This window comes from Treponema putidum (genome assembly GCF_024401155.1).
In the GTDB taxonomy this organism is placed as follows: domain Bacteria; phylum Spirochaetota; class Spirochaetia; order Treponematales; family Treponemataceae; genus Treponema_B; species Treponema_B putidum.
In genome coordinates this window covers 21,085-43,592 of record NZ_CP038804.1, presented here as the reverse complement: position 1 = coordinate 43,592, position 22,508 = coordinate 21,085, and the positions used below count along the sequence as shown (strand labels likewise).

Here is a 22,508-nt window from a genome sequence, read left to right as displayed (position 1 = left end):
AACAGTATAAATCACATATTTCATTATGTCAAGAAAAAATTTAAAAAAATCGATTATTTTTACAAAAACTATTATAAAAAGTTTTTAAAGTGCAGATATGATTTAAGCTTTTTATTCCAAAATTGATTTCTATATGAATAGGAAATAGTGGAATTGATTATCCTCCCCAAAAAACTGATACTGTATATGCAATATTTAAAAAAGGAACCCGTAAACTAAATTGTATAAATGGCTGAAATGTGATATTATTAAAATAAGAGTATAATAACTAAAAGATAAAAAATATTATGAAAACAAAACCTTATTTGTATTCACAGCCTGACTATCTCATCTTTCGGGCAGCGATTGGAGGGATATTGGTGCAGCGATCCGATAGTCTCAGCTTCGAAGCAAGCGAGGTGCTAGTACTTATTTATTTTTGTATTTTGTGTAGTACTAAAAGCTATAAGGAGACTTCAGGATTCTTAAGGGCGGAGCCCTTAAGCAGCTATTTTGAAGATAGGAAGGGTTATAGGGAAGGAAAGGTACAGCCAGCGCAACTTCAAGGCGAATTTTTATCTGCCAAAAGTGTCTTCCCTCCCCTAAACGCAGCCCCGATAGATGATGAAGCAAAGAAACACAATGAAAACCTGCCGGGAATGGGAGGTGTATTTAATGTTGTGAACTTACATGTGTATCATTTACGCGGGGTATATGCAGCGCAGCTTCGAGCTATATAATCCGATTAAATATACCGAGCCAGATGGAAGGAGTGGAAAACTCACTATTTATTCAACTGGAAATTCTTTGATGGGGGGCAGGCTGGGATTTCTTATACACCAGATGGTACTGGTGTTACGACAACATATGGAACATGGGGTAATAATCCTACTGGACAAGGTAATGATTTATTTGAAAATCTTGAACAAAATAGAGGTGCCGAAGCAACTAGAACTGTTCACTTGAATGATAACCAAGAACGAGCTTTATTAAAAATAATTAATGATTATAAAAAAAAGGTAAAGATGTATGGAAATTGTTTGGACCATGTTCAAAATTTACACAAGATGCTTGGGATTATGATACAGGCGAATATCTAAATGCTAATACTTGGATAATTATTAATAATCCCGAAACTTTGAAACAGTCAATAACTAAAGCTAATGGAACTTTAGAAATTCCAAATTCAAGCAGCAGGGCTTCTAGTACGAGATCAAATTCTGTTGGCAGAAGTTCTGGTTCTTAGTATTATGGGGTAGGTAGTACATTTAATGTATCATCGGATCCTATTTATGATTCATCAGTAGAATGAGGAGATGACTATGAAAAAAGTAATAATTAGATTTACCTTATTAACTATTTTAAGTATTTGCTTATGGAGTTGTTTATCACAAATGGTTTTAGAGTATAATGATATTGATAATTTTGAAATAACAGAATATAGAAATGGTAATAAACTTTCAATAAAAATATCAGGACTGTGTATGCACAGTAATTATGTAATCAAAAAAATTGATTTACAGAAAAAAAATGATGAGTTGAAAATAAAAATTAAAATTTCAATTTTTAAGAAAAAAAATGATACAGGAAGATTTTTGTATGAACTAAAAATTTCTGATGATGTAAAAAAAATCTTTTTTGGAAATGATGAAGTTGAAATATGGCATAAATAAAACTTATGAACCCAAAACTTTATATTTATTCACATCCTACCTATCTCTTTCGGACAGCGATTGAAGCGTTACATGCAGTGAGGCAAAGCCGAACTTCCAGCCAAACCCTTTTTGCGGTGTGTTTAAGCAAAAAGCAAGCTCTGACCGGAGGGAAATGAATTTGTACATTTGATGATTCCTTTAGGTTCAACATGTTATTTAACGCAACCACTCATGCGTAAGCCCTGCAACCGTCCATATCGGGTTACTTGAAAATCTAAGTCAAATGGTATATACTGACCTCAATTTTAGAATAGAAAAACGGCGATGAACAAAGTGAGAGGAAAGTTTTTATATATTATTTTTCTTGTATTTTTTTGCTCTATTTCTTTTGCTCAAAAGGTCAGCGAAAAAAAGGATATTGCCGTCTTTGTAACTTCCTATTACGGCCGGCATATTCCAAACGAATTAGTTGATAGAATTGATGAAGCGGTTATGAATGTTTTTTTTAACCTTGAACGTTTTAATATAATAGGCTTGGAATACAGGCTTGCCTCAACGGATGTAGACATATTTATCGAGCTTATAAAACAATCAAGAGAAGAAAACACAGAACTGCCCGAATCCGTTTTAATGGGTTTAGAAGCCTTTACAAAAGCAGACTGGGAAAAAACGGTCAATTCTTATTATGTAGTAATGCCTGTAATTACGGATTATTCAATTTCAACGGAACGATACAATGATCTATTTTTGGGAGAAACGGATGGATATAGGGTAGAAATTGCTTTGGAATTCTACATATATTCTTCAAAAGAAGATTTAAAAGAAAAAATTGATATAAAAATAAGCTCTGTGGACAAAACCTATGAAAAAATATACAGCAGAGCGCTTAAAAATCTATCGGAAAAACTTGATCTTGAGCTGCGTAAGATAGAAGCCTTTACCATAAAAACAGGTATAATCAAGGCAGAAAAAGGCACCGTTCATTTTGAGCTTGGAAAAAAAATGGGCGTGAAACTTGGAGATGAATATGTTGTTTTAAATGAAGACGGCAAGAAAGAAACCGGCTTAATTGTTGTTACCGAAACGGAAAGCGATTTTTCCAAAGGATTAATACTTTATTCAAAAAAGCGCTTAAATTTAGGAGATCCTATTAAAGAGGTTCCTCACGGGCCATTTGAATACAGAGTTTATGCCTTAGGCGAGTTCGGTTTTTTCGTTGCCGAAAGAGGTTTATATGACGGAGGCGGAACCTTCGGTATTAATGTTTCAGGAACAAGGGGGTTTTACCGCTTTAGACCCTGTTTTGGGGCAGAGATGACATTTGACTCTAACACCGCTAAAATTCTTTCTATAGGAACACCTATGACCATATTCGGGGGTACCGAGATAGGAAATACATATTTTAGGCGTTTACAAATCTTGCCTACAATTCAATTTTATTATACAATGATTATAATCGGTTCTAAAGAAAAATTTCCGATTCCTGCGGGAGCCGGGCTTAGAGCCTTTGTGCATACAAGTTTTCTTGTAACAAAGAATTTTAAAATAGGAGGCGACGTGGGCGTAAAAATAGGTTCAACCTTTTATGATAGAATAAGAGGAATCTTAAGATTTACTGCCGGAGTCGGCTTTACAATTAAATTATAACTTTAGGAGACATATGATGAAAAAGATTTCACTCTTTTTGCTTTTATCTGCATCTTTCTTCTTTTTTTCCTGTGCGAGTATTGAAGATGCATTAGACGTAAAAAAACCGGTTTATACCGAAACAAAAGAATATACCTCTATGGGAGAGGATGCTTCTTTTTTGCAGGCCATAAATAAGGCAAAAGTAGGAGCAATACGGCAAGGAGTTATCGACATTATAGGCCTTCAAGCTGAACAGTCTAATTACCAAAAAATTAAAAGTATCATATACGATACCGAATATCCGAATGAATATGTAGTAAACGAAAAAATAGACGTACTACAAAAATCCAAAAACGGAGAAGTATACATAATTAAAATTAAAATCCCCGTAAAAATGAATGAGCTAGCCACAACTCTTTCATCGGCAGGTATAAGCTCCGGTAACCCCTCAAACGGAACATCAATGGATGATATAGTTTTCGGAAACGGCAAGACTCAAGAAAGTTTCAATGATGCACAAAAACCAAAAGATGCAGACCTTATTTTAAAAGAAGCTCAAGCTTCTGCCGAAGGCAAAAAAAATCTTCAATTTTTAAATAACTATATCGAAAACATGACCTACATGGTCTTTGATGCTGAAGAATCAGATACCGAAAGATTTTTACTTAAAGCTGCCGTAGAAACGGGAAATGCCTTTCTTTTAAAACAGGGGTATAGGGCCGTAGACTCAAAAGAGGTCGAAAAGCTAAAAAAAGATAATGCCCTCATTTACCAAGAAAGCACCGATGAAGGAATGTCGGCTATTCAGTTGATAGCTCAAAAGTTAAACGCCGATGTATATATGGAAATTGATGCGGTAACCGAAGGCGGTTATGAAACAAGCGGCTATTACGGTTCGGCAAAGATAACCTTAAAGATATTCAATCCGTCTACAGGAGAGTTACTCGGTTCTGTTCCGTACACAAGCCAAAAAACTTTTAGCCGAGTAAGCAGCTATGATGCTCAATCAAATGCAATTCAATCCGCAGTAAACAAGGCCCTGCCCATGGCTGTCGATCAGGCAAAGATTCTTTTAGCTAAAGCCTATTCCCGCGGAATACGCTATGAAATTATTATAAACGAAACTCCTGACAGCAAGAGCATGGCGCGTTTTAGAAAAGCTTTAAGCGAAAATCTCAATGATATAAAAACTTTATATCAATCCTCGGCACAAACAAAATATGCCGTCTCATTCTTCGGAACGGTTGATGACCTTGAAGCCGTTATTTACGAAACTTCAGATTCCGTTCCGGGATTTGAAAATATAAAACTGGTAATGCTAAGAGGTAAAACTTTAACATTTAAATCAGGCTTTTAATTGGACGTAGATTACGCCTAATTTTAAAAATATATTTGCAATTATTTTAGGAGGCAAGATATGAAAAAAGCAATTAAAATTATGTTCCTTGCAACAGTTGCAGTCCTCATTCTATCGGGCTGTGCAAACAAATTAAAACCGCTTGGAACCGTATCGAGCAAGATTAAAAAACCTGAAATGCTCGACCACAAAAACCTTAAATGGGATAGACCTGTTCCCGGCTGGGTAGCAGAAGAGCCTAATGTCATCGAAAAAACTGATGATTATAAGGGCAAGGATGTTTATCTTTTTAAATTCGAGTCGCCCAGATCAAAGAGCTTGGAAGGCGCCGAGTTATGGACAAGAGATTTTTCGGTCCCTTCCGAAATGGCCAGAATGGTTAAGGTAAGAGTAGAAAGCAAGGCAGCTGCTGCCGCTGCAGGCGATAAGGACAAGGTTGAAGGTTATCTTGAAGATATAGTCAAAACAATTACCTCTACAAAACTTTCCGGCTTTAAAAAAGAAACCGATTATTGGGTTCAGATGAGATATTTCGATGCCGATGGAAATCCTACGGGAGATGATTATACATACATAGTCTTATACAGCATCTCCAAAAAAACCTTGGATAAACTAATTCAGAATGCAATCAGCGGAGCAGATGAAGATAAGCCCAAGAGCGAAGAAGAGAAGGCTGTCCGTCAAAGAGTAAAGGAAGCTCTTTCGGAAGGCTTATAAATCTTTTCAATCTACGGAAGAAAGAAAGCCATTTATTAAAAGTTATAAAATTTTCTTTCTTCCGTTATCGCTTAAAAATCATCTATAATAAAAAACAAATACTATGCTGAAAAAAAAACAACTATTAAAAAAATTACTATTATTGATTTTAACCTTAACCTTATTCTCATGTGCAAGTTATAAAAGTAACCCTGAGGAAGATCTGCCTGCTTGGATAGAAAATGTGCCCGCCGGCGATGCAGACTACGAATACTTTACAGCCTCAGGAACAAATAAAAATTTTACTCTTGCAGAGGCGGATGCAAAAAATAATCTTATAAACGAAATCATACGGTATTTAGGAGTTTCAATAAAAACCGAAACGACAACAACCGCTTTAGGTTCCGTCGAAAACCTTGAAAAAATATTAAAATCGGAAATTTCTCAGTCTTCGGCTGCTAATATAAAAAAATTAAAAATAAAAAACCGCTATACCGAAAAAAATAAAGACAGTGTTACCGTTTATCTTTTAGCGGAATATGATAAACAAGAACTCCGCAAAGAAAGAAACCGCTTATTAAAAATTGCAGAAGAAAAAATTTTATCGGTGAGTGAACCCGAAAAAAAGGCAGACGCTTTTTTTGCAGGCGAAAAATATTATTCTGCTGCCCTTAATTACATTAAAGCAGCGTCCGCAGCCTTGAGTTCCGGAATCGAAAACGGGGATATAAAATTTAGACAAAATATTTCAAATGCAAAAGAAAGCTTAAAAAAAATTAAACCGAAATTGGAAAAAGAAGAGCTTAAAGATTCTTTAAACGGGCATTTAATTTCCGTAAGCATTGGAACATCTGAAGAAAATGTTCCCTTACTAATAAGCTACAAAACAAAAATAAAAAATAATACCTCCATAATAATCGAAGGCATTGAAACAGACAAAAGCGGCACCGCAAATTTTATTTTGAATGATGAAAAAATTGAAACCGAAGGCCGTGTAAGAATAGAATTGGATATTTCCGAAATCAAACAAATGTTAGGATCAAAAGATTTTAACGAATATCGAGAAGCTATTAAAGAACTTCAGCAAATTGTTTTTAAACAAGTCATAAATTTTGAATTTACAAAACCGGAAAATAAAATAAAAAAAGAAAAAAGAGGAACCGTTTCGTTTTTTATAGAACATGACAAGCCAAAAAACTCAAATATTGAAGAAAAAATTTTTGATATTTTAGAAAGCATGAATTTTAAAATACTATTTACAAAAAATGAAGACTCATCTGAAGGCTTTTTTGTTCATGCAAGGATAGAAACAGATGAAGTATTAAAAGCTGCTGACGGATTTTTGGTAAGACTTAACGCAGATATAGAAATAAAAAATCTAAGCACAAACGAAATCCTTTATAAAAAAAATATAAGTAAACGCGGTGCAGGTTTTAGCGAAAGCGATGCTCAAAGATCTGCCTCAGTTGCTATAGCAAAGGCGATAGCCTTAGCCTTTAGTGAATGCGTCGAATAGAGCAGCTGACAAAGTTCTATATTTATTGTATACTAATTGGCATCTTCTAAAAACTTTGTTAGATTTTTAGAGATGCCCGACGAGTTTTTTTAAGGAGAAACAATTGGAAAATCCTGTTTGGCTTTTTATGGGACCTGAAATAGGGGAAAGAAATTCAGCCATTGATACAGTAGTAAAAACTCTTTCAAAACAATACGGAGATATTGAAACACATACGGTATATGCAGGCGATACCGGCATGGGAGATATAATTTCTCTCTTGCAAAATGCATCTCTTTTTTCTTCTGCAAAACTACTTATATTAAAATCCGCAGAGCTTATCAAAAAAAAAGAAGACATAGATTTGCTTACCGGCTGGATTCAATCGGTTTCAAAAAATAACGCAGGCAGCTCTTTTTTAATTTTAATTTCAGATGAAACATCCGTCGCAAAAAAAATAAGCGATACCGTTCCTAAAACTCAACAAAAAATATTTTGGGAACTTTTTGAAAACAAAAAACAGGAATGGGTACGTTCATTTCTTTTTAGAGAGGGCATTGAGATTGAAGATGAAGCAGTCGATGAGCTTTTGGAATTGGTTGAAAACAATACTGAGGCTTTAAAAACAGCCTGTTCACATTTAGTGCTCTATTTTCAAAAAGGTTCACATATCGGTCAAGAGAATATCGAAAAACTTTTTGCACATAATAAGGAAGAAACACCTTTTACTCTGTTCAATGCTTTAACATTAGGCGGATTAGAAACAGCCCTATCTATAAATCAAAAAATAATACTTTCTAAAAACTCATCTCCGGTACAAACCATCGCAGGCTTAACTTATTGTTTCAGACGATTACAAGATTGGCACAAAATACACAGAGAAAACGAATATTTGGATGATTTTGCTTTGAAGCGTTTCGGTTTTTCAGGAAAAACTGCATTGGCACAATATAGAAGAGCCGCAAAACTATGGAATGAGATTCAGTGTGTAAAAATAATAGCACTCTTATCGGAAACCGATTTAGAATTAAGGTCTTTAGGCACCGGTCTTCAAAACATAGCTATGGAAATATGTCTTTATGAAATAATTTGTAAATCAGGAAAAAAAATAGAACAATACTCCTTTGAACATATTTAAAACTTAGGTTAGTTTATATAAATTATCTTCAAGTAAATTGTAAAAACAAGAGTTATGAAAATCTGATGAAAATTCTTCTCGTGTAAAAAACTGTTTTGCTTTTTGCATTATTAACGGAACCTCTCCATGTGAAATAGGAAGAGTTCTACCCAAAAGTAAATTATCAAATTCTTTATTACGAACCAACTTATCTGATGCAAAAAACAGCCTCATATCAGACAAGATATCTTTTTGAACCAAAATTAAAAATAAAAATGAAGCCGTATCACTATCTATATATCCCGGAGTGCCCAGTCTTGTATAGAAACTTTTTGTCCATGTTTCATTCGGAATTCTTATGCGGCTTATAATATATTGCCCTGCTCTTTTTTCGGCATAACTTTTATCAATGTACTTTGCAAAAGGAACCCATTCAATATCTTCAGCTGTCCTAATTTCCAGCTTTGCATCTAAAGCCAACATCGGTAAAAACGTTCCGGCAAGAGGATTGGCAGCCGCAATGTTTCCGCCTATTGTTGCAAGTGAGCGTATGGAATTGTTTGCTATCTTTTCGATAGAATAATATAAGGAAGGCGGAATATTTTTTTTACCTAAATCCAAAATTTCATTTAATGTTACTGCAGCTCCGAATTCAAAATACCGTTCGGTTTTAGAAATAATTTTTAACTCAGGTAAAAAATTTACATCCAAAACATGCGCAGGTAAATCAACTATTTCATCGGTTTGATAATTTAAAAAACCTGTTGAACCTCCTATAGGTCTTACATTTGAAATGTTTTTTAATATAGACAGCATTTCCTGCATATGGCGAGCTCGATAAATAATACTGTTTTTTGTCAATTCACTCATAAGTTTTATTTTCTCCGTTGATTTTTATTTATTTTCTCAATAGCCGAAAATAAATCTTCAAAGCTTGTACATCGGCACATAGTGCTTGAATAATATTTTCTTATTTTTTGTTCCGCATCAGGGTCTTCAATATCGAGATGGGAATTTAAAATTGCATATGTAAAAAATATTTTTCCTGCATCACAAAATCCGCACATTTCAACTCCGGCTTGATCAAAACCTGTTGAAATTATTTTATAATCTTCTGTTGTTTTAAAATGCTCTAAGGTTATTATACTTTTGCCTTCAACCTTAAAAACGGGAATAAAACATGCAGGAACAGGTTTATCATCCATTAACACAGTGCAAGATCCGCACTGACCGCTTAAACAAGAACTCTTTAAACTTAAAAGATTAAACTCCCGCCTTAATACCGACAAAAGTCTTTCATTTGCAGGAGCCTCAATTTGAACCGCAGTTTTATTTAAATTAAAACTAATCTTCATCTAAAGCCTCACTTTTTGTAACAGCATTAAAAACATCTTCGGTAAAAACAGGCAAAAAATCGATCCTTTTATGATTAAGCATAATCTGATTTAAAGCAGAAATATAGGCTGCAGGAACAATACTTTCAGCTAATTCCCCAAGTCCTCTAGTTTTTAATTCACTTTCTAAAATAAAATCTCTGATGGGAGGAATATCTCCGGTTGCAATTATTTTATAATTAGAAGGGAGCAAATTATTTTCTTTTATTTCTTCAATCGAAATATTTGAAATAGCATTAGCAATGGTTTTATGAATATTTCTATGTACCATTTTTTTTGAATAGATTTTTCCGGGATCACATGCAAACCAAATTCCTCTTACATTAATTTGATAAGTGCTCGGATCAAGTTCAAGTTCAACAACGCAAGCTCCGGGAGTTTCGGAAATAAAAGGATGTCCTATTAAGGATTCATTATCCCACTCTTTAGAGCGGGAAAGTTTATAGGTTTTGGTTATCGCAATAGGAAGAGGCTTTCTAAACCTTTGATTTTTTATTCCTGTGCAGCATTTTGCAATAAGATCAGGTAATATGCTGATACCGCAAGAAGCTGTAGCAGCTCCTGTAGGACTCATCTCATCGGTTGATGCTCCTAAAAAAACAATTTGATTTTCTTCGACTTCCAATTCTTTTGCGATTTGCTTTTTTAAAATACGCTTCAATCCTTCTGAAGTGGGTTCAGCCTTGACTAAAACTTTATCATCCTTTGTCATAGTAATCTCGGCAGAATAATTCATCCCGGATTTTACAAGAATGTTGGAGCCGTTATATTGACATCCTACGGCAATTCCTATCCCTCGCCAATTTCCATCATAACGATTCGTGCGTCCCTTATTCATTAATCTATATGCATGAAATTTTCTATAAAAATCACTATTATTGCAGACAGCTTTTAAGATGTTTTCAAAAATAAAGTTTTCTTCTTTTTTTATTCCTGTAATCGTCTTTTGCCCTACTTTCAAATTATTTTGAAGTCTAAATTGAATTGGGCATAAATCAAGCTGATCTACTATTTCATTAATATGTTTTTCCAATGCGGATATTACATAAGAATCGCCCCAACCCGAAAACAATCCTGTCAAACTTTTTTCAGTTTTTATCGCAACAGCACTAATCATATAAACAGGCAAATTATAAATACCGGCGGCAGTTACAACCATCTGTTTAAGCATTTGACCTATAAAAGGATTAAATGAACCTGCATCCACAATTATTGAAACATTCATAGCAGTAATTTTTCCTGAATCGGAAACAGCTGTTTTATGCTGAATTAAAACAATAGGAGACTTTGCCGTATATAAAAAATCTTCTTGCCGTGAAAATTCCATTGTTATATTCTTCTTTGTTAAAAAAGAGGCTATGGAAACTTGAGCAGCAAGCAATGAAGGGAACCATATCCTTCCGTCAAGAGATTCCGCTTCTGCATGTGAAACAACATTTACTTTTTCTTTAGGTAAATTTAAAACATTACAAACGGAATTCAAAACTTGATAAGGCCACTGAGTTGCAAGATGAATTTCAAGTTTGTCATCAACCCAATTCGTTTTAACACAGGCTGTTTCTGCATGATAGTGGTATCTTTGGTTAAAAGAAAAAGTAGAATAAACTACCTTAGAACTTTTCTCAAAAACTTCTTCAGCATTTCCTGCACTCAAACTTTCATGCGCAATTATAGGATAATCGAAATAGTTTTTCACTTCCTCTTCAAAAGTAAATTGAGCCTTAGGGCGGGAATGTCCTTGAGTTTTTATTTTAAAAAGAGATGAAAGCTCTAAAAGCTTTTTTTTATCGGGTCCTGTTAAAATGCCTACAGCCTGCCCCGTATAATCCGCTTTTTCATCAGCAAAAACAGGCATTTCGATTTTTAAAAAATCTATTGAATTCTTGCCGCTAATATCTTTTGCGGAAAAAAAAGCAAAACCTTCAGGAAGTTCGGGAATCTCTATATCTATAATCTTAGCACCGGCATCTGTGCACCGAATGAGCCGAGCCCATTCCTGATTTTTAAATTCCAAATCGGAAACAAAAGTTTTATCCATAAATTAACGCCTATTAAGTTCTGCAAGTTTAATTACCGTTTCTATAACATAATTTATATTCTCTTCACTCATTGAAGGATAAAAGGGCAAACTTAAACTTTGCAAATATTTTTTATTCGATTCCGGAAAATCGGAACTATCTAAACCGTATCTTTCTTTTATATAAGTCATTTCAAAATGCGGTATAAAGTGCATCGAAATACCAAGACCCCTTTCCTGTAAGGCTTGAGCAAACTCATCTCGGCCTATTTTTAAAGACTCAAGATTAAGCCGCAAAATATAAAGATGCCAAGCATTACCTTCTCCGTCCGGAGGAAGAATAAAAGAATCATTGTCTGCAAATGCGTCATTATATTTTTCGGCAATTTTTTTTCTATGCTCAAAAAAAGTTTGAGCTTTTTTAAGCTGCACCCTTCCTATTGCAGAAAGAATATCGGGAAGATTACACTTCCATCCCTCAGCCGTAACATCATACTTCCATGAGGCCTTTGTATCTGTATACCTATCCCAAATGGTTCGGTTTATACCATGAGAACGCATCAGTTTTATACGCTCTGCAATTTTCTCATCGTTGGTACAAATCATTCCGCCCTCGCCTGTAGTAATTGTTTTTGTTGCATAAAAAGAAAAAACACCGCAGGTGCCGAGAGTTCCCGCATAACCTTCTTCCGTCCTTGAAGGAAAAGCATGGGCGGCATCTTCTATCACGGCAACGGAATATTTTTTTGCAAGGTCATTTATAGCCTTCATATTACACACATTTCCTGCAATATGAATCGGAACAATAGCCCTTACACTCTTATCTTTTTTTAATATAGTTTCGATTTTTTCGGGGTCTATACTGTAAGATTTTTTTTCGATATCGGCATAAACTACATCGCCGCCTAAGTGCAGGGCAGAGGTTGCCGTCGAAATAAAGGTATAGGGACTTGTCACGATTTTTGTTCCTTTTTTTATGCCGCAGGCATCCATTGCAAGCATGAGCCCGCTCGAAGCCGAATTGACGGCAAGAGCGGTTTTAGATCCGGTAAAAGCAGCAAATTCTTTTTCAAATTCAAGAGTTTCCTTCCCCGTAGTAAGCCATCCGGAATGTAAAATTCTTATCAAGGCTTTTTCTTCTTCTTCAGAAAAGGAAGGAGTAAAAAAAGGAATTGTTTTTTTTGCCTGAGCATCGTGCATACATCTTAGTCCTTTGCTGTATAAAACTAACGTCAAAGTATACTAAAATTTTAAGAATTATGCAATAAGACGGATTTTTCGTATTTATAAATATTAGATTCTGTAAGCCAATTTATCCTGGCAAACACTGCTAAGCGAAATATTTTATATAGATTATTAAATGTGTTATATGAAAATTCAGCATTTATAAAAAACAGATTGGTTTTCCCTAATTGTTGATTTGATTCTATTTCTAAAGGCGAGAAAGAAAATGCTACCCCTGTGTCAGCATCTGATAGATTTATATCAAATAAAGTTCCAGAACCATATAGAATTTGTGAATCTTTTGAAAAACTTCCTGCAATGTTGATGTGTCCAAAATCCCACGAGGGAGCAAAATCGAAAGCAAAAAGCAAATCACCATAGCAAAAAATATAAATCAATACACTCATAGATAATATTTTTTTTGTGATAATTTTTTTAGATTGAATAACTTTCATTTTCTTTCCTTAATTTAATAGTTTAGTAATTAAAACCTATAGAAAATCTAATAGCCGGTTAGATTTATAAGAGGACTTTCGTTATTTTCTTCTTTTTGTTATATGGCATAAAATCATTCCTTTATAATGAGTGCCTTTCTTCTGCCGAAATACCTAATCCCTTCGGCAATAAGCATAATTACACAGGCAGGCGTAAAAATAAGGATAAGTATAACATATGTTTGCCAATTTAATAATCTACGCATAACAACGGCTATAAAATTGTGTAAAGAATGGAGAAAGATACATGCATAAAGCGATTTTGTTTTTTCATAACAATAAGCTGATAGTAAACCGCTTACAATGGCTCCAATCACTTGTGCATAGCCTCCATATAAATGTATTAAGCCGAATAGTATTGAAGAAACAAGAGCGGCAATTTTTGCATTAAATAATTTTTTTGTATCATCATAGATTACTCCCCTAAATATAAGTTCTTCATATATCGGTGCTATGATAAGAGCCGCTATAAATTCATAAATAATTAATGGCTTGTATATAAAATTAGTATTAAATATGGTACGGACGGTAAAGCTTTCTTTTCCCGTAAATCTGTTTAAAAAATAAATAACCGAACTTTCTATCATATTTTTAAAATTACCGAAACCACGAAAAATCCATGCTATAAGTGTAGTTATAATGATACCAATAAAGTATATCTTTATAACCGTAGAAAACTTAAAAGGCTTAAATTGTAAAAGATTTTTGTTTTCTTTAAACCGTTTAAATGTTATGATTGCAATGCCCAGTACAGTATACACAATAGTCAGAATTATATACCAGTATTCTTCTTTATACATAAAAACATATACATATATAAGATCAAGAATAAAAAATGCAATAAAGGCTTCAATTATAATCGATATAAACCAATAAAAAACAGCTAAAACCTTCTTTTTGTTATATGGCATAAAATAGTACTCCTCATAGAAAAAACAGCCGTAACAGAGAACCATTTGATACTGATTAAAATTTCATACTAGTATGTTCTGTCTTTAAACTCAGCGGCGATTTTTTGGTTTAGATGGCTCTATTACTGGCGAAGGGAAAGGATCAACTCCTCCTCCTCCTCCTCCACCGCTCCCGCCGCCGTCTACATGAGGCGGAGCAAGAGCATCATTTGGGCGTCCGCTGCAAATCGAAGCAATCGGTTCAATAATAGATGGGTTTTCTACAGAAAAAAAGCCCACGTCCTCATTAGTTGTTTTCTTGTTGGTATTAAATTTCCTCCATAATGATATTAAAAATCGGATAAGCTTATGCTTACCGTTAATAAGTGATGACACTGTTACGGCTTCACTTATAAGTATAGGGCAGCCCTGCTTATTTGTCAAGGAAGATTTACAGTATTTTTTTTACATAAATTTACAATTTTATTTATTTTTAATAACCGCAAGGGACGCCAAGCGTTGAGCTAACGTTCAATTTCGCAACGGGAAAAGATTATTAAGAAAAACCGCAGGTTTGTCTTAATGACAATCCATACCGCTATATTAGGGGAGATTTTTAAGAGGGGGAGCTAAAAAATGTTCCCCTCTTAAATGGCGTTTTGAAAAGATGAGGGGTTATAGGGGAGAAGAAAAACTTTTGCTCCATCAAAAGTTTGTCTTTTCCCCTAATTTGTCTTTTCCCCTAATTTTCTTATAATTTCCAAGCAGGTTCCAAGGGCACTTTTGCCGGGAAGATTATAAATATCAGGAGCAGTACCTGTTTCATCAGTACAGTATCCGTCTTCGGTTAGGCCGTACATAAAATCAAACTTTATCAGTAAGCCGCTGTTGGGAAGAACGATGTACATAGGCGATTTACCGTTTGTTCCGGAACCGCCCGTATTAGTCCCGACAACTGTTGCAAAACCGATTTTTTTACAGACATAAGCAAACCTGTCCGCTTCCAAATATACGCCGCTATCTACAAGAAGCCAAAATTTTTTATCTTCACAAGGCTTGTATCCGTTAATAGGACGAGCTTGAATTATCTCTTCCAATCTATAGGCCTTATCGTTTTTTACAGTACTGCAATTTTCTATATAAGGAACTTCATGCCGATTTATTTTTTCTGATTTATAATTTTTAAAAAACATATCCAAATAAGTATTCGTATATTTATTTTCGTTATAAAGTCCGTAAGAAATTATATTCATATCTTGTTTTATATTGGGAGATATTATTGCTTCGTAATTTTCAGAATGTCCGCCTCCGTTATTTTGTATATCTATTATTATGTGTTTATAATTTGCAGTCTCAATAAAAAAATCTTCCAAGGCTTTTAGATACTCTTGTTTTTCTTCTGCTTTCGTTGTAAGAAAAGATTTGATTTCTATATATGCAATATGATCGGTCTCAATAATCTGTATAAACGGCTTTGAATATTTACGAGTTCCTATTAATGAAGAATTTCTATTACTAAAACTGCCGATATTTTTATCACTAAGAACCTCTACTTGATATATATGAAAATAAAAGTTATCTATCAAAGCCCGCTTCTTAATTAATGAAGTCTGAGGGGCACCATTTTTAAATATCTTTTCATAATTAAAATAATAATCAAAATAATCTGAAGGATAAAGATGCCCTATGTACCTATTTATAGTAATTTTTCTGCATAAATCCTTATAGAAAGAATAATATCCATGTTGCATCATGGGATCCGATAAATACCTATATCCTGTCTGTTTTATTTGTTCTAAATCAATTCCTTTGCGTTCACATACTTCGGTAAAAGGGTACCCGTTATAAATAAAATCCCAAAAATATTCATAGTCGGCTTTCATTTCTTCGGCAGAAATAAAACCGGATATTGTATCATGTTTTTTTGAGATAAAAATAGACATTATAATAAACACTGAAATAAAAATAAATATTATAATACCGATTATTAATTTTTTTATATTAATATTTTTTATCTTTTTCTGAAATCTTATTTTAATCATCTCATGTATGAACAATAAATTATGTATTTTTTTATTACTCCTTTTTATAAATTAACAAATCGTTTTCTTCCAAAAAATTACGCATTTTCTCTTTATTGCGGAAATCATCTTTTTTTTCTTCATTATAAAAACAAAACGAATATAGAGTATTTAAAATTTCGTTTAAGTTTTTAGAATCAAATTCTTTTTTATCGCGCAGACACATGATTTTTTCGTAATCCGTTTTTTCAAGATATTCGGTTGAAGACCAAAGAGGTTCTTCCAAACGTTCTCCTTCTCTGGGGCCGATTATTTCTATCTTAATATCTTTTTCAGGTTCAAAGCCCATATAGCTTATCAGCTGTTTTGCAGTTTCATAAATATTTACAGGTTCCCCCATATCGAGAAGATAGGACTCACCCGATTTGCCTACACCGCCGGTTTGCAGTACCAGCGAACAGGCTTCGGGAATTGTCATAAAAAAACGAATCATATTTTTATCGGTTACGGTAACAGGTCCTCCGTTTTGTATCTGTTCTACAAAAAGAGGAAAGATAGAACCTCGTGAACCCAGAACATTTCCGAAACGGACAAACATGTAGGCTGAATCTTTTTTTTCTTTTACGGTTTCGGCAGCCTGCAATACCAATTTTTCGCTTAATAGTTTTGAAACACCGTAAACTGAAACTGGCTCAACAGCCTTATCGGTCGAGATCAAAACAAAACGCTTTACATTAAATTCAATACAGGCATCCAAAAGATTTTTTGTACCGAAAACATTGTTTTCAATAACGGCAACAGGATTCTCCTCCATATAAGGGAACATGTTTATAAGCCGCCGTATGAAAAACGGCATCACATTTTAATTGCTTAATAATGTAGCGCATATACTCGCGGTCTTTTAATTCCCCTATAACCGGAACAATTGTCGCCTTGTCTCCGACGCCTCCTGCCTGTAATATTTTAAGCTCTTTGTAAATTTGATAAATGGAATTCTCTCCATGGCCGAAAAGATAGAGACGCTCGGCGCCGCCCGATAAAAGCTGACGGCAAAGTTCACTCCCGATAGAACCGCCGGCACCCGTAACTAAAACGCGCTTTCCGCGAAGATATGCCAAACTTTTTTTTAAAGAAATTGTAACGGGGGTGCGGGTAAGTAAATCCTGAGGGTCTATTTCGCGGGCTTGAACCAAATGAGCCGAACCGTCAATGATTTGTGAAATTGCGGGTAGAAGTTTTATCTTTGAAAACCCTGCCGATTTTAAAAGCTCATATATTTCACGTAAACGCTCGGAGCGTATGCTGGGAATTGCAATCAGAGCCTCATCCCCTGCATCTATTCTGATTAAATGAACGGTTTCACTTATAGGCCCGAATACCGGAATCCCGTCAATCTTAGTTCCGATTTTTTTAGAGTCATCGTCTAAAAAGGCGACAACCTTGCCGAATATTTTTTTTGCCGAAATTTCATGTGCAATCATAGTTCCGGCAAGGCCTGCTCCTACTATGTATATGGAAGCTTTTTGTTTAATAGGACGGCTCATTTTTTTTCTTCTCCTTTGATATTTCTTCAAACCCTAAGTCGATAGAAAAAGATGTCTCGCACATATCCAAACAAATAGTTGCCCTTTCCTTCCGCTTATTTACTCTTACAATATAACCTTCCAGTCCGCTTAAAGGGCCTTCAATAATCTTTATCCTATCATTTTCATCAAATATAACTTGTGAAATTTTTGCAACACCGCCGAATGAAATAAATTGATTAAGAATTTCCAGATCCCTTCCTTGTAAAGATTTAGGCTCTTGATTATTAGGCAAAAAACGATAGAAGCCCTTACATTTTTTAATATGCTGATACAGCTCTCTTGAAATTCCATCGGTACCTATAAACAAATAACCTGCAAAAACAGCCAGTTGTTTTTCCGTTACTTTACCGGCTTTTCTTATTTTTAAAACTCTCTGAGGAAAAACTATAGAATAAGGAATCTCATCAAACTTATTTTTAAATTCGGCATCTTCAATAAATTTTTTTTCTTTGCCCGTACTAACCTGTACTACATAATAATCCATATTTATTTAATTGTATCATAAAAATCTTATTAAATAAAGTAGTCATCCTTGCTTGCAAATTTGTTATATCTTAGATACCTTGTTTTTTTAAATATCCTGTGCTATATTCTTTTTTAGAATTTTAAATAATTCTTAAATGAGGAAAATAATGGAAGAAGAAAAAAATGCTTCATCAATTTTTAGGATAGCCCTGACGGCAGGAGAGCTTCTAATAAAAAACGGAGCCGAGATGCACAGAACGGAAGAAACCATTTTAAGGATATGCGCCTCACGCGGAATTACAGGCATTGCCGTTTTTATAACTCCGACAGTAATATTAATAGGAAATGACAAGAAGGAAGGCTCAACTTACATTAAAAACATAAGAGTCAGGGGCAGCAATATACATAAAATTTCATTGGTCAACGAATTTTCAAGAAACTTTACTCAAGGTAAAATTTCTGAAAGTGATGCCCTCGATATTTTAAAAAATATTGATGCAGAAAAAAATTATCCGTATTGGCTTGTATTAACTACCTCCGGAATAGCCTGCGGACTTTTTTCTATTTTGCTCGGCGGAACATTAAATGATTTTATAGTTACTTTTCTTGCTACCTTCGTAGCCGTTTTCTCAAATGATAAAATTGCACAGTTTTCAAAAACAGTCTTTTTAGGAAATTTTATAGCAGGCTTTTTAGTCGGTATAACCACCATTATTTTTTACCATATAGGTTTTGTAAAAAATCTTGACATGATAATAGTAGGAGCAGTTTTATCTCTTGTGCCGGGGGTAGCCTTTACTTCAGGTATACGGGATTTTATTTTGGGAGATTTAGTTTCGGGACTTGCACGTACCTGTGAGGCTATTATGATAGCCATTGCAATAGCCTTCGGAATAGGATCGGTTCTCTTCGGGTACTCTCTTTTAGGAGGAATATAATGCCGCTTTATGTGCATACAATCGCATCCTTTGTTGCTAGTTTTTGTTTTTGTTTTTTGTTTTCGGTTCCGAGAAGAAACATCTGTTTAAGCGGCCTGTGCGGAAGTGTCTCTTGGACAATCCTCATATTTTTTCAGAACATCGGTATAAATTATATATTTGCGACCTTAGCCGGAGCTCTAGCCGTAGGCCTCTTGGCGGATTTATTTGCAGTACTTCAAAAAACACCTGTTACATGTTTTATCGTTATAGGCACGATTCCTTTAGTTCCCGGATTTAAGGTTTATAAGACCATGCTTTTTTTTGTTACCGACAAATTGGAAAAAGGGGTGAGCGAGGGTGTTCAAGCCGCTTTTATCGCAATAGCGATATCCGTAGGCTTAATTATTTCTGCATCGGTAACCCGCCTTATCAGAGCCGTCAAGAAAAAAGCAAACAGTAAAAAAGGATAAAATAAGAGTATCTTTTAAAAAACAATATTTTTATATTCCCTATAATTTTCCCGACAGTTGACAATAACTCTAATATGTTATATGCTATAATCAAAACTGAGGAAGATCGTATGTTTTTTAAATAGGAGAAATAGAAATATGGTTAATGATCAAACACATAAGTGGTTTAGTACAGATGGAAATGATTCGGACGGAGCCCCTCTTGGAGGACTCATTAACATTATGGCAGCTGGTGATGGTGGTGACGCTAGTAGACCACCTCATGGAGCACCGGAGCCTAAGCCAGATATGCCGGATGACAATGGAACAAATCCGGGGATTTTTCCACCACCACCAAGCATACCCATACCTGGTGCGGGAAGCGGTTATATAATTGAAGAAAACTAAAAAAGTTTTATAACAATGGTTTCCTCAGTGTTTTGCTATCATGGTGAGGTATTTTTATGACGAGAAAGAAAATTGTTTTTTGTGTATTATGTTTGTATTGTCTTTTTACTTTTTTGACCTGCAAGAAAGAAGAAAAGCCTAAAACCATTCATGAACTTCAGAAATTAAATTTAAGCCAAAAAGAAAAAGATGAAGATTACGAATTCTTTTGGGGTTTTATAAAAGAAGGTTTTCCATTTACTGAAGTCTTGGAACGCAATGGGGTTGATTTAAAAAAAATAAAAGAAGAATGGCAACCGAAATTAAAAGACATAGAAACTAAATCCCAATACTTAACATTTTACGGTGAACTTTGTGCCGAAATAACTCAAAATAAACCCGTAGGGCATTTGTATCCCATTGACTATCAATACTATAACAAAATGTACAAAACTTACTATCCCTGTGTGAACAAAGACGGCACGGAAAATGAACTCATTAAAGATTTTTATTCTGCCCAACCGTCAGGAGCTTGGGTTCGTACTATCTGGAATGATGTTCAGCGAATTGAAGGTATTACAACATATATAGTTGAAGAGGGTAAAATAGCATGTCTTAGAATTGATTCATTTTCGATTACTGATCAAGAAAAAAGAAAAAAATTCTTAAATGATGTAAAAGTTTTTTTAGAAAAAACAAAAGATCATAAGCATTTAATTATTGACATTACAAGAAACGGCGGCGGCGATAGGTATTTTTGGATGTACATTACCGGTCTTCTTTTAAAAGATAATGCAGCGTTTTATAGGTATGGTTTGTATACCGAAAACAAATATACAAAAGAACTGCTCGAATACATATTTAAGATCGGTAATATAGAAATAATAAATAAAGATAAAATTCCAAATGTGAAAAATACAAACACAGCACATAAAAATGGCTGCAAAATACGTGAAACCATAAAAAAAATAGACGGCATTACTAATTCGATAGATGAACGAAAAATATGGCTTTTAGTAAGCAGTAAGTCACATTCTGCCGCAGATCAGTTTGCCGGTTTTTGCCGTCAAACCGGTTTTGCAACGGTGGTAGGAGAAAACACCGCAGGCGCAGGAATGTCTGTAATTGGTCCGCTACCGATACCGCTTCCAAAAAGCGGAGCTTTAATTTTATTTGATTCCACTTATGCGCTTAATACGGAAGGAATGTCAAATACAGAATTTGGTACGGCACCTGATATTCATGTCAAAGACGGACAGGTTCCTATGCAGGCGTGTATGGAAGCAATTCGAGAGTATGATGCGAAAGAAAAAAAATAAGAAGTATAAGCTAATCCCATTTTTGTTATATCATGATGAAGAAATGACTATTGTTCAAAATGAGCAAGTTACTGTTGTTTTACTGGATGAAAAATTAATTGACTTTTTTGGCAAGTATGATGGTATATATGATCTGTCATTTTCGTTCAATGATTTAGTTGAATTGTATGATGATAAAGCTGATTTTTGGTTAGAATTTTTATTAAAAAATAAACTTGCTAGCGAAAATATAAAAAAAAATACAAAAATAAATAAAATTTATTTTTTTATAGATTCTCCCTTGCTGATAAAATCATTGAAATTTAATATGCAAGGCAGTTCAACTAATTTTTATATAAATGAATTTAACTATAACGATATTAATATGGCATTATTTGATTCTGTAGAAATAAACGATATTTGTTATATTGTTTTAACTTCGTTTAATTATATTGCATTTCAAAAACTTGCAAATCTACTGCGAGAAAAAAACATCATACATAAATTTGTATTTTATTATAATTACTGTTTTTATTTTACAAATTATTTTAAAAAAGAGTGGCATAATCCTTGCCCGCTCTGCTTTTTTTCTCATTTAGAAGGTTCGTTGCGTTCGGAGGCAAAGCTAAATTCCAGGCAATCTTTCCAAGGATTAATTGATCTAATTTATGCAAAAACTACATATTTTAATACAGAAATTATATTAAACAACTATAAAGCTTTAAAACTAATAAATGAAATTAGCAATGATATACAAGATTTGGATGAATATAGAATAAAGCTGATACGGTGCTTCAATATGAGTACTTATAAGCTGGACTATGATGTTGCAACTCACTGGGATATATGCGATTGTAATGAATAAGTTATTTTTAGACTATATTAAAAAATTTCATCAATTAAGCAACCCTATAAGAGAATATTATGTTTCTGCAGATATTGATCAGGTTTTGCTTCAAAAAAATATTGAAAACTATTCAAAAATTTCACTAGAAGAATATGAAGTACTAAAAACAGATAAATTTATTATTGAACTTGATAAAATTATAAATAATATAACTAACGAAAAATGTTTATATTTTGTTATTTATTCATTTTATAATGATAAATACTTGAAAAATGGTAACTATGCCTATGACTTTACTGGAAAAAAATTAGTGAAATACATGGAAATAAAAAATAAAAATAGGGAGTATTCTTTTTCAATCTCTTTTTTTGTTTCCTTGAATAACTGTATTGCAAAGTATGGTAGTAGTGGATATATTCAATCGATATTAAAAATTGGAGGAATTATAAAAGAGGTTGAAAATTTATGTAAGCACATGTCAAAATATTGTTTGAAAAAAATAAAAGATTTTAACAAAATCGCCTTTGAGCTTGACATCGATAAAACACAACAACTTGCAATTGCACAAATTGACATAAAGGAATAGAT

General features: G+C 33.9%; 22 protein-coding genes and 1 pseudogene. 13 read left to right on the top strand and 10 right to left on the bottom strand.

The window, feature by feature from the left end:
* Positions 1 to 287 precede the first annotated feature (287 nt).
* From E4N74_RS00200 to holA, 7 genes are all read left to right on the top strand, one after another.
* A complete protein-coding gene (locus E4N74_RS00200; RefSeq protein WP_255818175.1) occupies positions 288 to 719 on the top strand; it encodes a hypothetical protein in 432 nt (143 codons plus the stop codon).
* A 582-nt stretch (positions 720 to 1,301) separates the two neighbouring features.
* Entirely contained in the window at positions 1,302 to 1,652 is a 351-nt protein-coding gene (locus E4N74_RS00195) for a hypothetical protein (RefSeq protein ID WP_255818173.1), read from the top strand.
* A gap of 306 nt (positions 1,653 to 1,958) precedes the next feature.
* A complete protein-coding gene (locus E4N74_RS00190) occupies positions 1,959 to 3,281 on the top strand; it encodes a hypothetical protein (RefSeq protein WP_255818171.1) in 1,323 nt (440 codons plus the stop codon).
* Between the two features lie 16 nt (positions 3,282 to 3,297).
* Positions 3,298 to 4,620, top strand: a complete 1,323-nt coding sequence (locus E4N74_RS00185) for an aldehyde dehydrogenase family protein (protein ID WP_255805729.1) — start codon at positions 3,298 to 3,300, stop codon at positions 4,618 to 4,620.
* A 60-nt stretch (positions 4,621 to 4,680) separates the two neighbouring features.
* Positions 4,681 to 5,337 (top strand): hypothetical protein, encoded by a 657-nt coding sequence (locus E4N74_RS00180; RefSeq protein ID WP_255805727.1) that lies wholly within the window; start codon positions 4,681 to 4,683, stop codon positions 5,335 to 5,337.
* A gap of 106 nt (positions 5,338 to 5,443) precedes the next feature.
* Positions 5,444 to 6,832 carry an LPP20 family lipoprotein gene (locus E4N74_RS00175; protein ID WP_255819339.1) on the top strand — a complete coding sequence of 463 codons (1,389 nt, stop codon included), beginning with the start codon at positions 5,444 to 5,446 and terminating at the stop codon, positions 6,830 to 6,832.
* A gap of 103 nt (positions 6,833 to 6,935) precedes the next feature.
* A complete protein-coding gene (gene holA / locus E4N74_RS00170) occupies positions 6,936 to 7,949 on the top strand; it encodes a DNA polymerase III subunit delta (RefSeq protein WP_044978529.1) in 1,014 nt (337 codons plus the stop codon).
* A gap of 3 nt (positions 7,950 to 7,952) precedes the next feature.
* Here holA and E4N74_RS00165 read toward each other — a convergent pair whose 3' ends face one another.
* The 10 genes and pseudogenes from E4N74_RS00165 to loaP all read right to left on the bottom strand — a co-directional run bounded on the left by E4N74_RS00165 (position 7,953) and on the right by loaP (position 18,038).
* Positions 7,953 to 8,798, bottom strand: a complete 846-nt coding sequence (locus E4N74_RS00165) for an FAD binding domain-containing protein (RefSeq protein WP_044978528.1) — start codon at positions 8,796 to 8,798, stop codon at positions 7,953 to 7,955.
* A gap of 5 nt (positions 8,799 to 8,803) precedes the next feature.
* On the bottom strand, positions 8,804 to 9,283 hold the full coding sequence (locus tag E4N74_RS00160; RefSeq protein ID WP_255818169.1) for a (2Fe-2S)-binding protein: 480 nt from the start codon (positions 9,281 to 9,283) through the stop codon (positions 8,804 to 8,806).
* Positions 9,273 to 11,360, bottom strand: coding sequence for a xanthine dehydrogenase family protein molybdopterin-binding subunit (locus E4N74_RS00155; RefSeq protein WP_255818167.1), 2,088 nt, complete (start codon positions 11,358 to 11,360; stop codon positions 9,273 to 9,275). The genes E4N74_RS00160 and E4N74_RS00155 overlap by 11 nt, the downstream gene beginning before the upstream one ends.
* A 3-nt stretch (positions 11,361 to 11,363) precedes the next feature.
* On the bottom strand, positions 11,364 to 12,539 hold the full coding sequence (locus E4N74_RS00150) for a DegT/DnrJ/EryC1/StrS family aminotransferase (protein WP_255818165.1): 1,176 nt from the start codon (positions 12,537 to 12,539) through the stop codon (positions 11,364 to 11,366).
* Between the two features lie 50 nt (positions 12,540 to 12,589).
* Complete coding sequence (locus tag E4N74_RS00145) at positions 12,590 to 13,018, bottom strand: hypothetical protein (protein WP_255818163.1); 429 nt, start codon at positions 13,016 to 13,018, stop codon at positions 12,590 to 12,592.
* A 113-nt stretch (positions 13,019 to 13,131) separates the two neighbouring features.
* Positions 13,132 to 13,968 (bottom strand): CPBP family intramembrane glutamic endopeptidase, encoded by an 837-nt coding sequence (locus tag E4N74_RS00140; RefSeq protein ID WP_044978524.1) that lies wholly within the window; start codon positions 13,966 to 13,968, stop codon positions 13,132 to 13,134.
* 90 nt (positions 13,969 to 14,058) lie between these two features.
* Positions 14,059 to 14,391: a hypothetical protein gene (locus E4N74_RS00135; protein ID WP_255818160.1), complete on the bottom strand. Its 333-nt coding sequence runs from the start codon at positions 14,389 to 14,391 to the stop codon at positions 14,059 to 14,061.
* Between the two features lie 281 nt (positions 14,392 to 14,672).
* On the bottom strand, positions 14,673 to 16,016 hold the full coding sequence (locus tag E4N74_RS00130; protein ID WP_255819338.1) for a S41 family peptidase: 1,344 nt from the start codon (positions 16,014 to 16,016) through the stop codon (positions 14,673 to 14,675).
* 7 nt (positions 16,017 to 16,023) lie between these two features.
* A pseudogene (locus tag E4N74_RS00125) lies at positions 16,024 to 17,512 on the bottom strand (polysaccharide biosynthesis protein).
* Positions 17,496 to 18,038, bottom strand: a complete 543-nt coding sequence (gene loaP / locus E4N74_RS00120; RefSeq protein ID WP_044978520.1) for an antiterminator LoaP — start codon at positions 18,036 to 18,038, stop codon at positions 17,496 to 17,498. The pseudogene E4N74_RS00125 and the gene loaP overlap by 17 nt, the downstream one beginning before the upstream one ends.
* Before the next feature lie 148 nt (positions 18,039 to 18,186).
* Here loaP and E4N74_RS00115 point away from each other — a divergent pair, with 148 nt between their 5' ends.
* The 6 genes from E4N74_RS00115 (at position 18,187) to E4N74_RS00090 (ending at position 22,506) form a co-directional block, all read left to right on the top strand.
* Complete coding sequence (locus E4N74_RS00115) at positions 18,187 to 18,957, top strand: threonine/serine exporter family protein (RefSeq protein ID WP_044978519.1); 771 nt, start codon at positions 18,187 to 18,189, stop codon at positions 18,955 to 18,957.
* Complete coding sequence (locus tag E4N74_RS00110) at positions 18,957 to 19,409, top strand: threonine/serine exporter family protein (RefSeq protein WP_255818157.1); 453 nt, start codon at positions 18,957 to 18,959, stop codon at positions 19,407 to 19,409. The genes E4N74_RS00115 and E4N74_RS00110 overlap by 1 nt, the downstream gene beginning before the upstream one ends.
* Positions 19,410 to 19,547: 138 nt before the next feature.
* Positions 19,548 to 19,796: a hypothetical protein gene (locus E4N74_RS00105; RefSeq protein ID WP_255805713.1), complete on the top strand. Its 249-nt coding sequence runs from the start codon at positions 19,548 to 19,550 to the stop codon at positions 19,794 to 19,796.
* Positions 19,797 to 19,852: 56 nt separating this feature from the next.
* Complete coding sequence (locus tag E4N74_RS00100) at positions 19,853 to 21,094, top strand: S41 family peptidase (protein ID WP_255805712.1); 1,242 nt, start codon at positions 19,853 to 19,855, stop codon at positions 21,092 to 21,094.
* A complete protein-coding gene (locus E4N74_RS00095) occupies positions 21,075 to 21,938 on the top strand; it encodes an McbB family protein (protein WP_010692418.1) in 864 nt (287 codons plus the stop codon). Before E4N74_RS00100 ends, E4N74_RS00095 begins: the two co-directional genes overlap by 20 nt.
* Entirely contained in the window at positions 21,931 to 22,506 is a 576-nt protein-coding gene (locus E4N74_RS00090; RefSeq protein WP_255805711.1) for a hypothetical protein, read from the top strand. The genes E4N74_RS00095 and E4N74_RS00090 overlap by 8 nt, the downstream gene beginning before the upstream one ends.
* Positions 22,507 to 22,508: the final 2 nt, after the last annotated feature.

What these genes read in the sequence shown, in the direction of transcription:
- E4N74_RS00110 (WP_255818157.1), top strand. Translation starts at nt 18,957, where the DNA reads ATGCCGCTTTATGTGCATACAATCGCATCCTTTGTTGCTAGTTTTTGT.
- E4N74_RS00195 (WP_255818173.1), top strand. Translation starts at nt 1,302, where the DNA reads ATGAAAAAAGTAATAATTAGATTTACCTTATTAACTATTTTAAGTATT.
- E4N74_RS00095 (WP_010692418.1), top strand. Translation starts at nt 21,075, where the DNA reads ATGCGAAAGAAAAAAAATAAGAAGTATAAGCTAATCCCATTTTTGTTA.
- E4N74_RS00190 (WP_255818171.1), top strand. Translation starts at nt 1,959, where the DNA reads ATGAACAAAGTGAGAGGAAAGTTTTTATATATTATTTTTCTTGTATTT.
- E4N74_RS00140 (WP_044978524.1), bottom strand. Translation starts at nt 13,968, where the DNA reads ATGCCATATAACAAAAAGAAGGTTTTAGCTGTTTTTTATTGGTTTATA.
- E4N74_RS00105 (WP_255805713.1), top strand. Translation starts at nt 19,548, where the DNA reads ATGGTTAATGATCAAACACATAAGTGGTTTAGTACAGATGGAAATGAT.
- E4N74_RS00100 (WP_255805712.1), top strand. Translation starts at nt 19,853, where the DNA reads ATGACGAGAAAGAAAATTGTTTTTTGTGTATTATGTTTGTATTGTCTT.
- E4N74_RS00180 (WP_255805727.1), top strand. Translation starts at nt 4,681, where the DNA reads ATGAAAAAAGCAATTAAAATTATGTTCCTTGCAACAGTTGCAGTCCTC.
- E4N74_RS00165 (WP_044978528.1), bottom strand. Translation starts at nt 8,798, where the DNA reads ATGAGTGAATTGACAAAAAACAGTATTATTTATCGAGCTCGCCATATG.
- E4N74_RS00150 (WP_255818165.1), bottom strand. Translation starts at nt 12,539, where the DNA reads ATGCACGATGCTCAGGCAAAAAAAACAATTCCTTTTTTTACTCCTTCC.
- loaP (WP_044978520.1), bottom strand. Translation starts at nt 18,038, where the DNA reads ATGGATTATTATGTAGTACAGGTTAGTACGGGCAAAGAAAAAAAATTT.
- E4N74_RS00185 (WP_255805729.1), top strand. Translation starts at nt 3,298, where the DNA reads ATGAAAAAGATTTCACTCTTTTTGCTTTTATCTGCATCTTTCTTCTTT.
- E4N74_RS00200 (WP_255818175.1), top strand. Translation starts at nt 288, where the DNA reads ATGAAAACAAAACCTTATTTGTATTCACAGCCTGACTATCTCATCTTT.
- E4N74_RS00145 (WP_255818163.1), bottom strand. Translation starts at nt 13,018, where the DNA reads ATGAAAGTTATTCAATCTAAAAAAATTATCACAAAAAAAATATTATCT.
- E4N74_RS00160 (WP_255818169.1), bottom strand. Translation starts at nt 9,283, where the DNA reads ATGAAGATTAGTTTTAATTTAAATAAAACTGCGGTTCAAATTGAGGCT.
- E4N74_RS00155 (WP_255818167.1), bottom strand. Translation starts at nt 11,360, where the DNA reads ATGGATAAAACTTTTGTTTCCGATTTGGAATTTAAAAATCAGGAATGG.
- E4N74_RS00090 (WP_255805711.1), top strand. Translation starts at nt 21,931, where the DNA reads ATGAATAAGTTATTTTTAGACTATATTAAAAAATTTCATCAATTAAGC.
- E4N74_RS00115 (WP_044978519.1), top strand. Translation starts at nt 18,187, where the DNA reads ATGGAAGAAGAAAAAAATGCTTCATCAATTTTTAGGATAGCCCTGACG.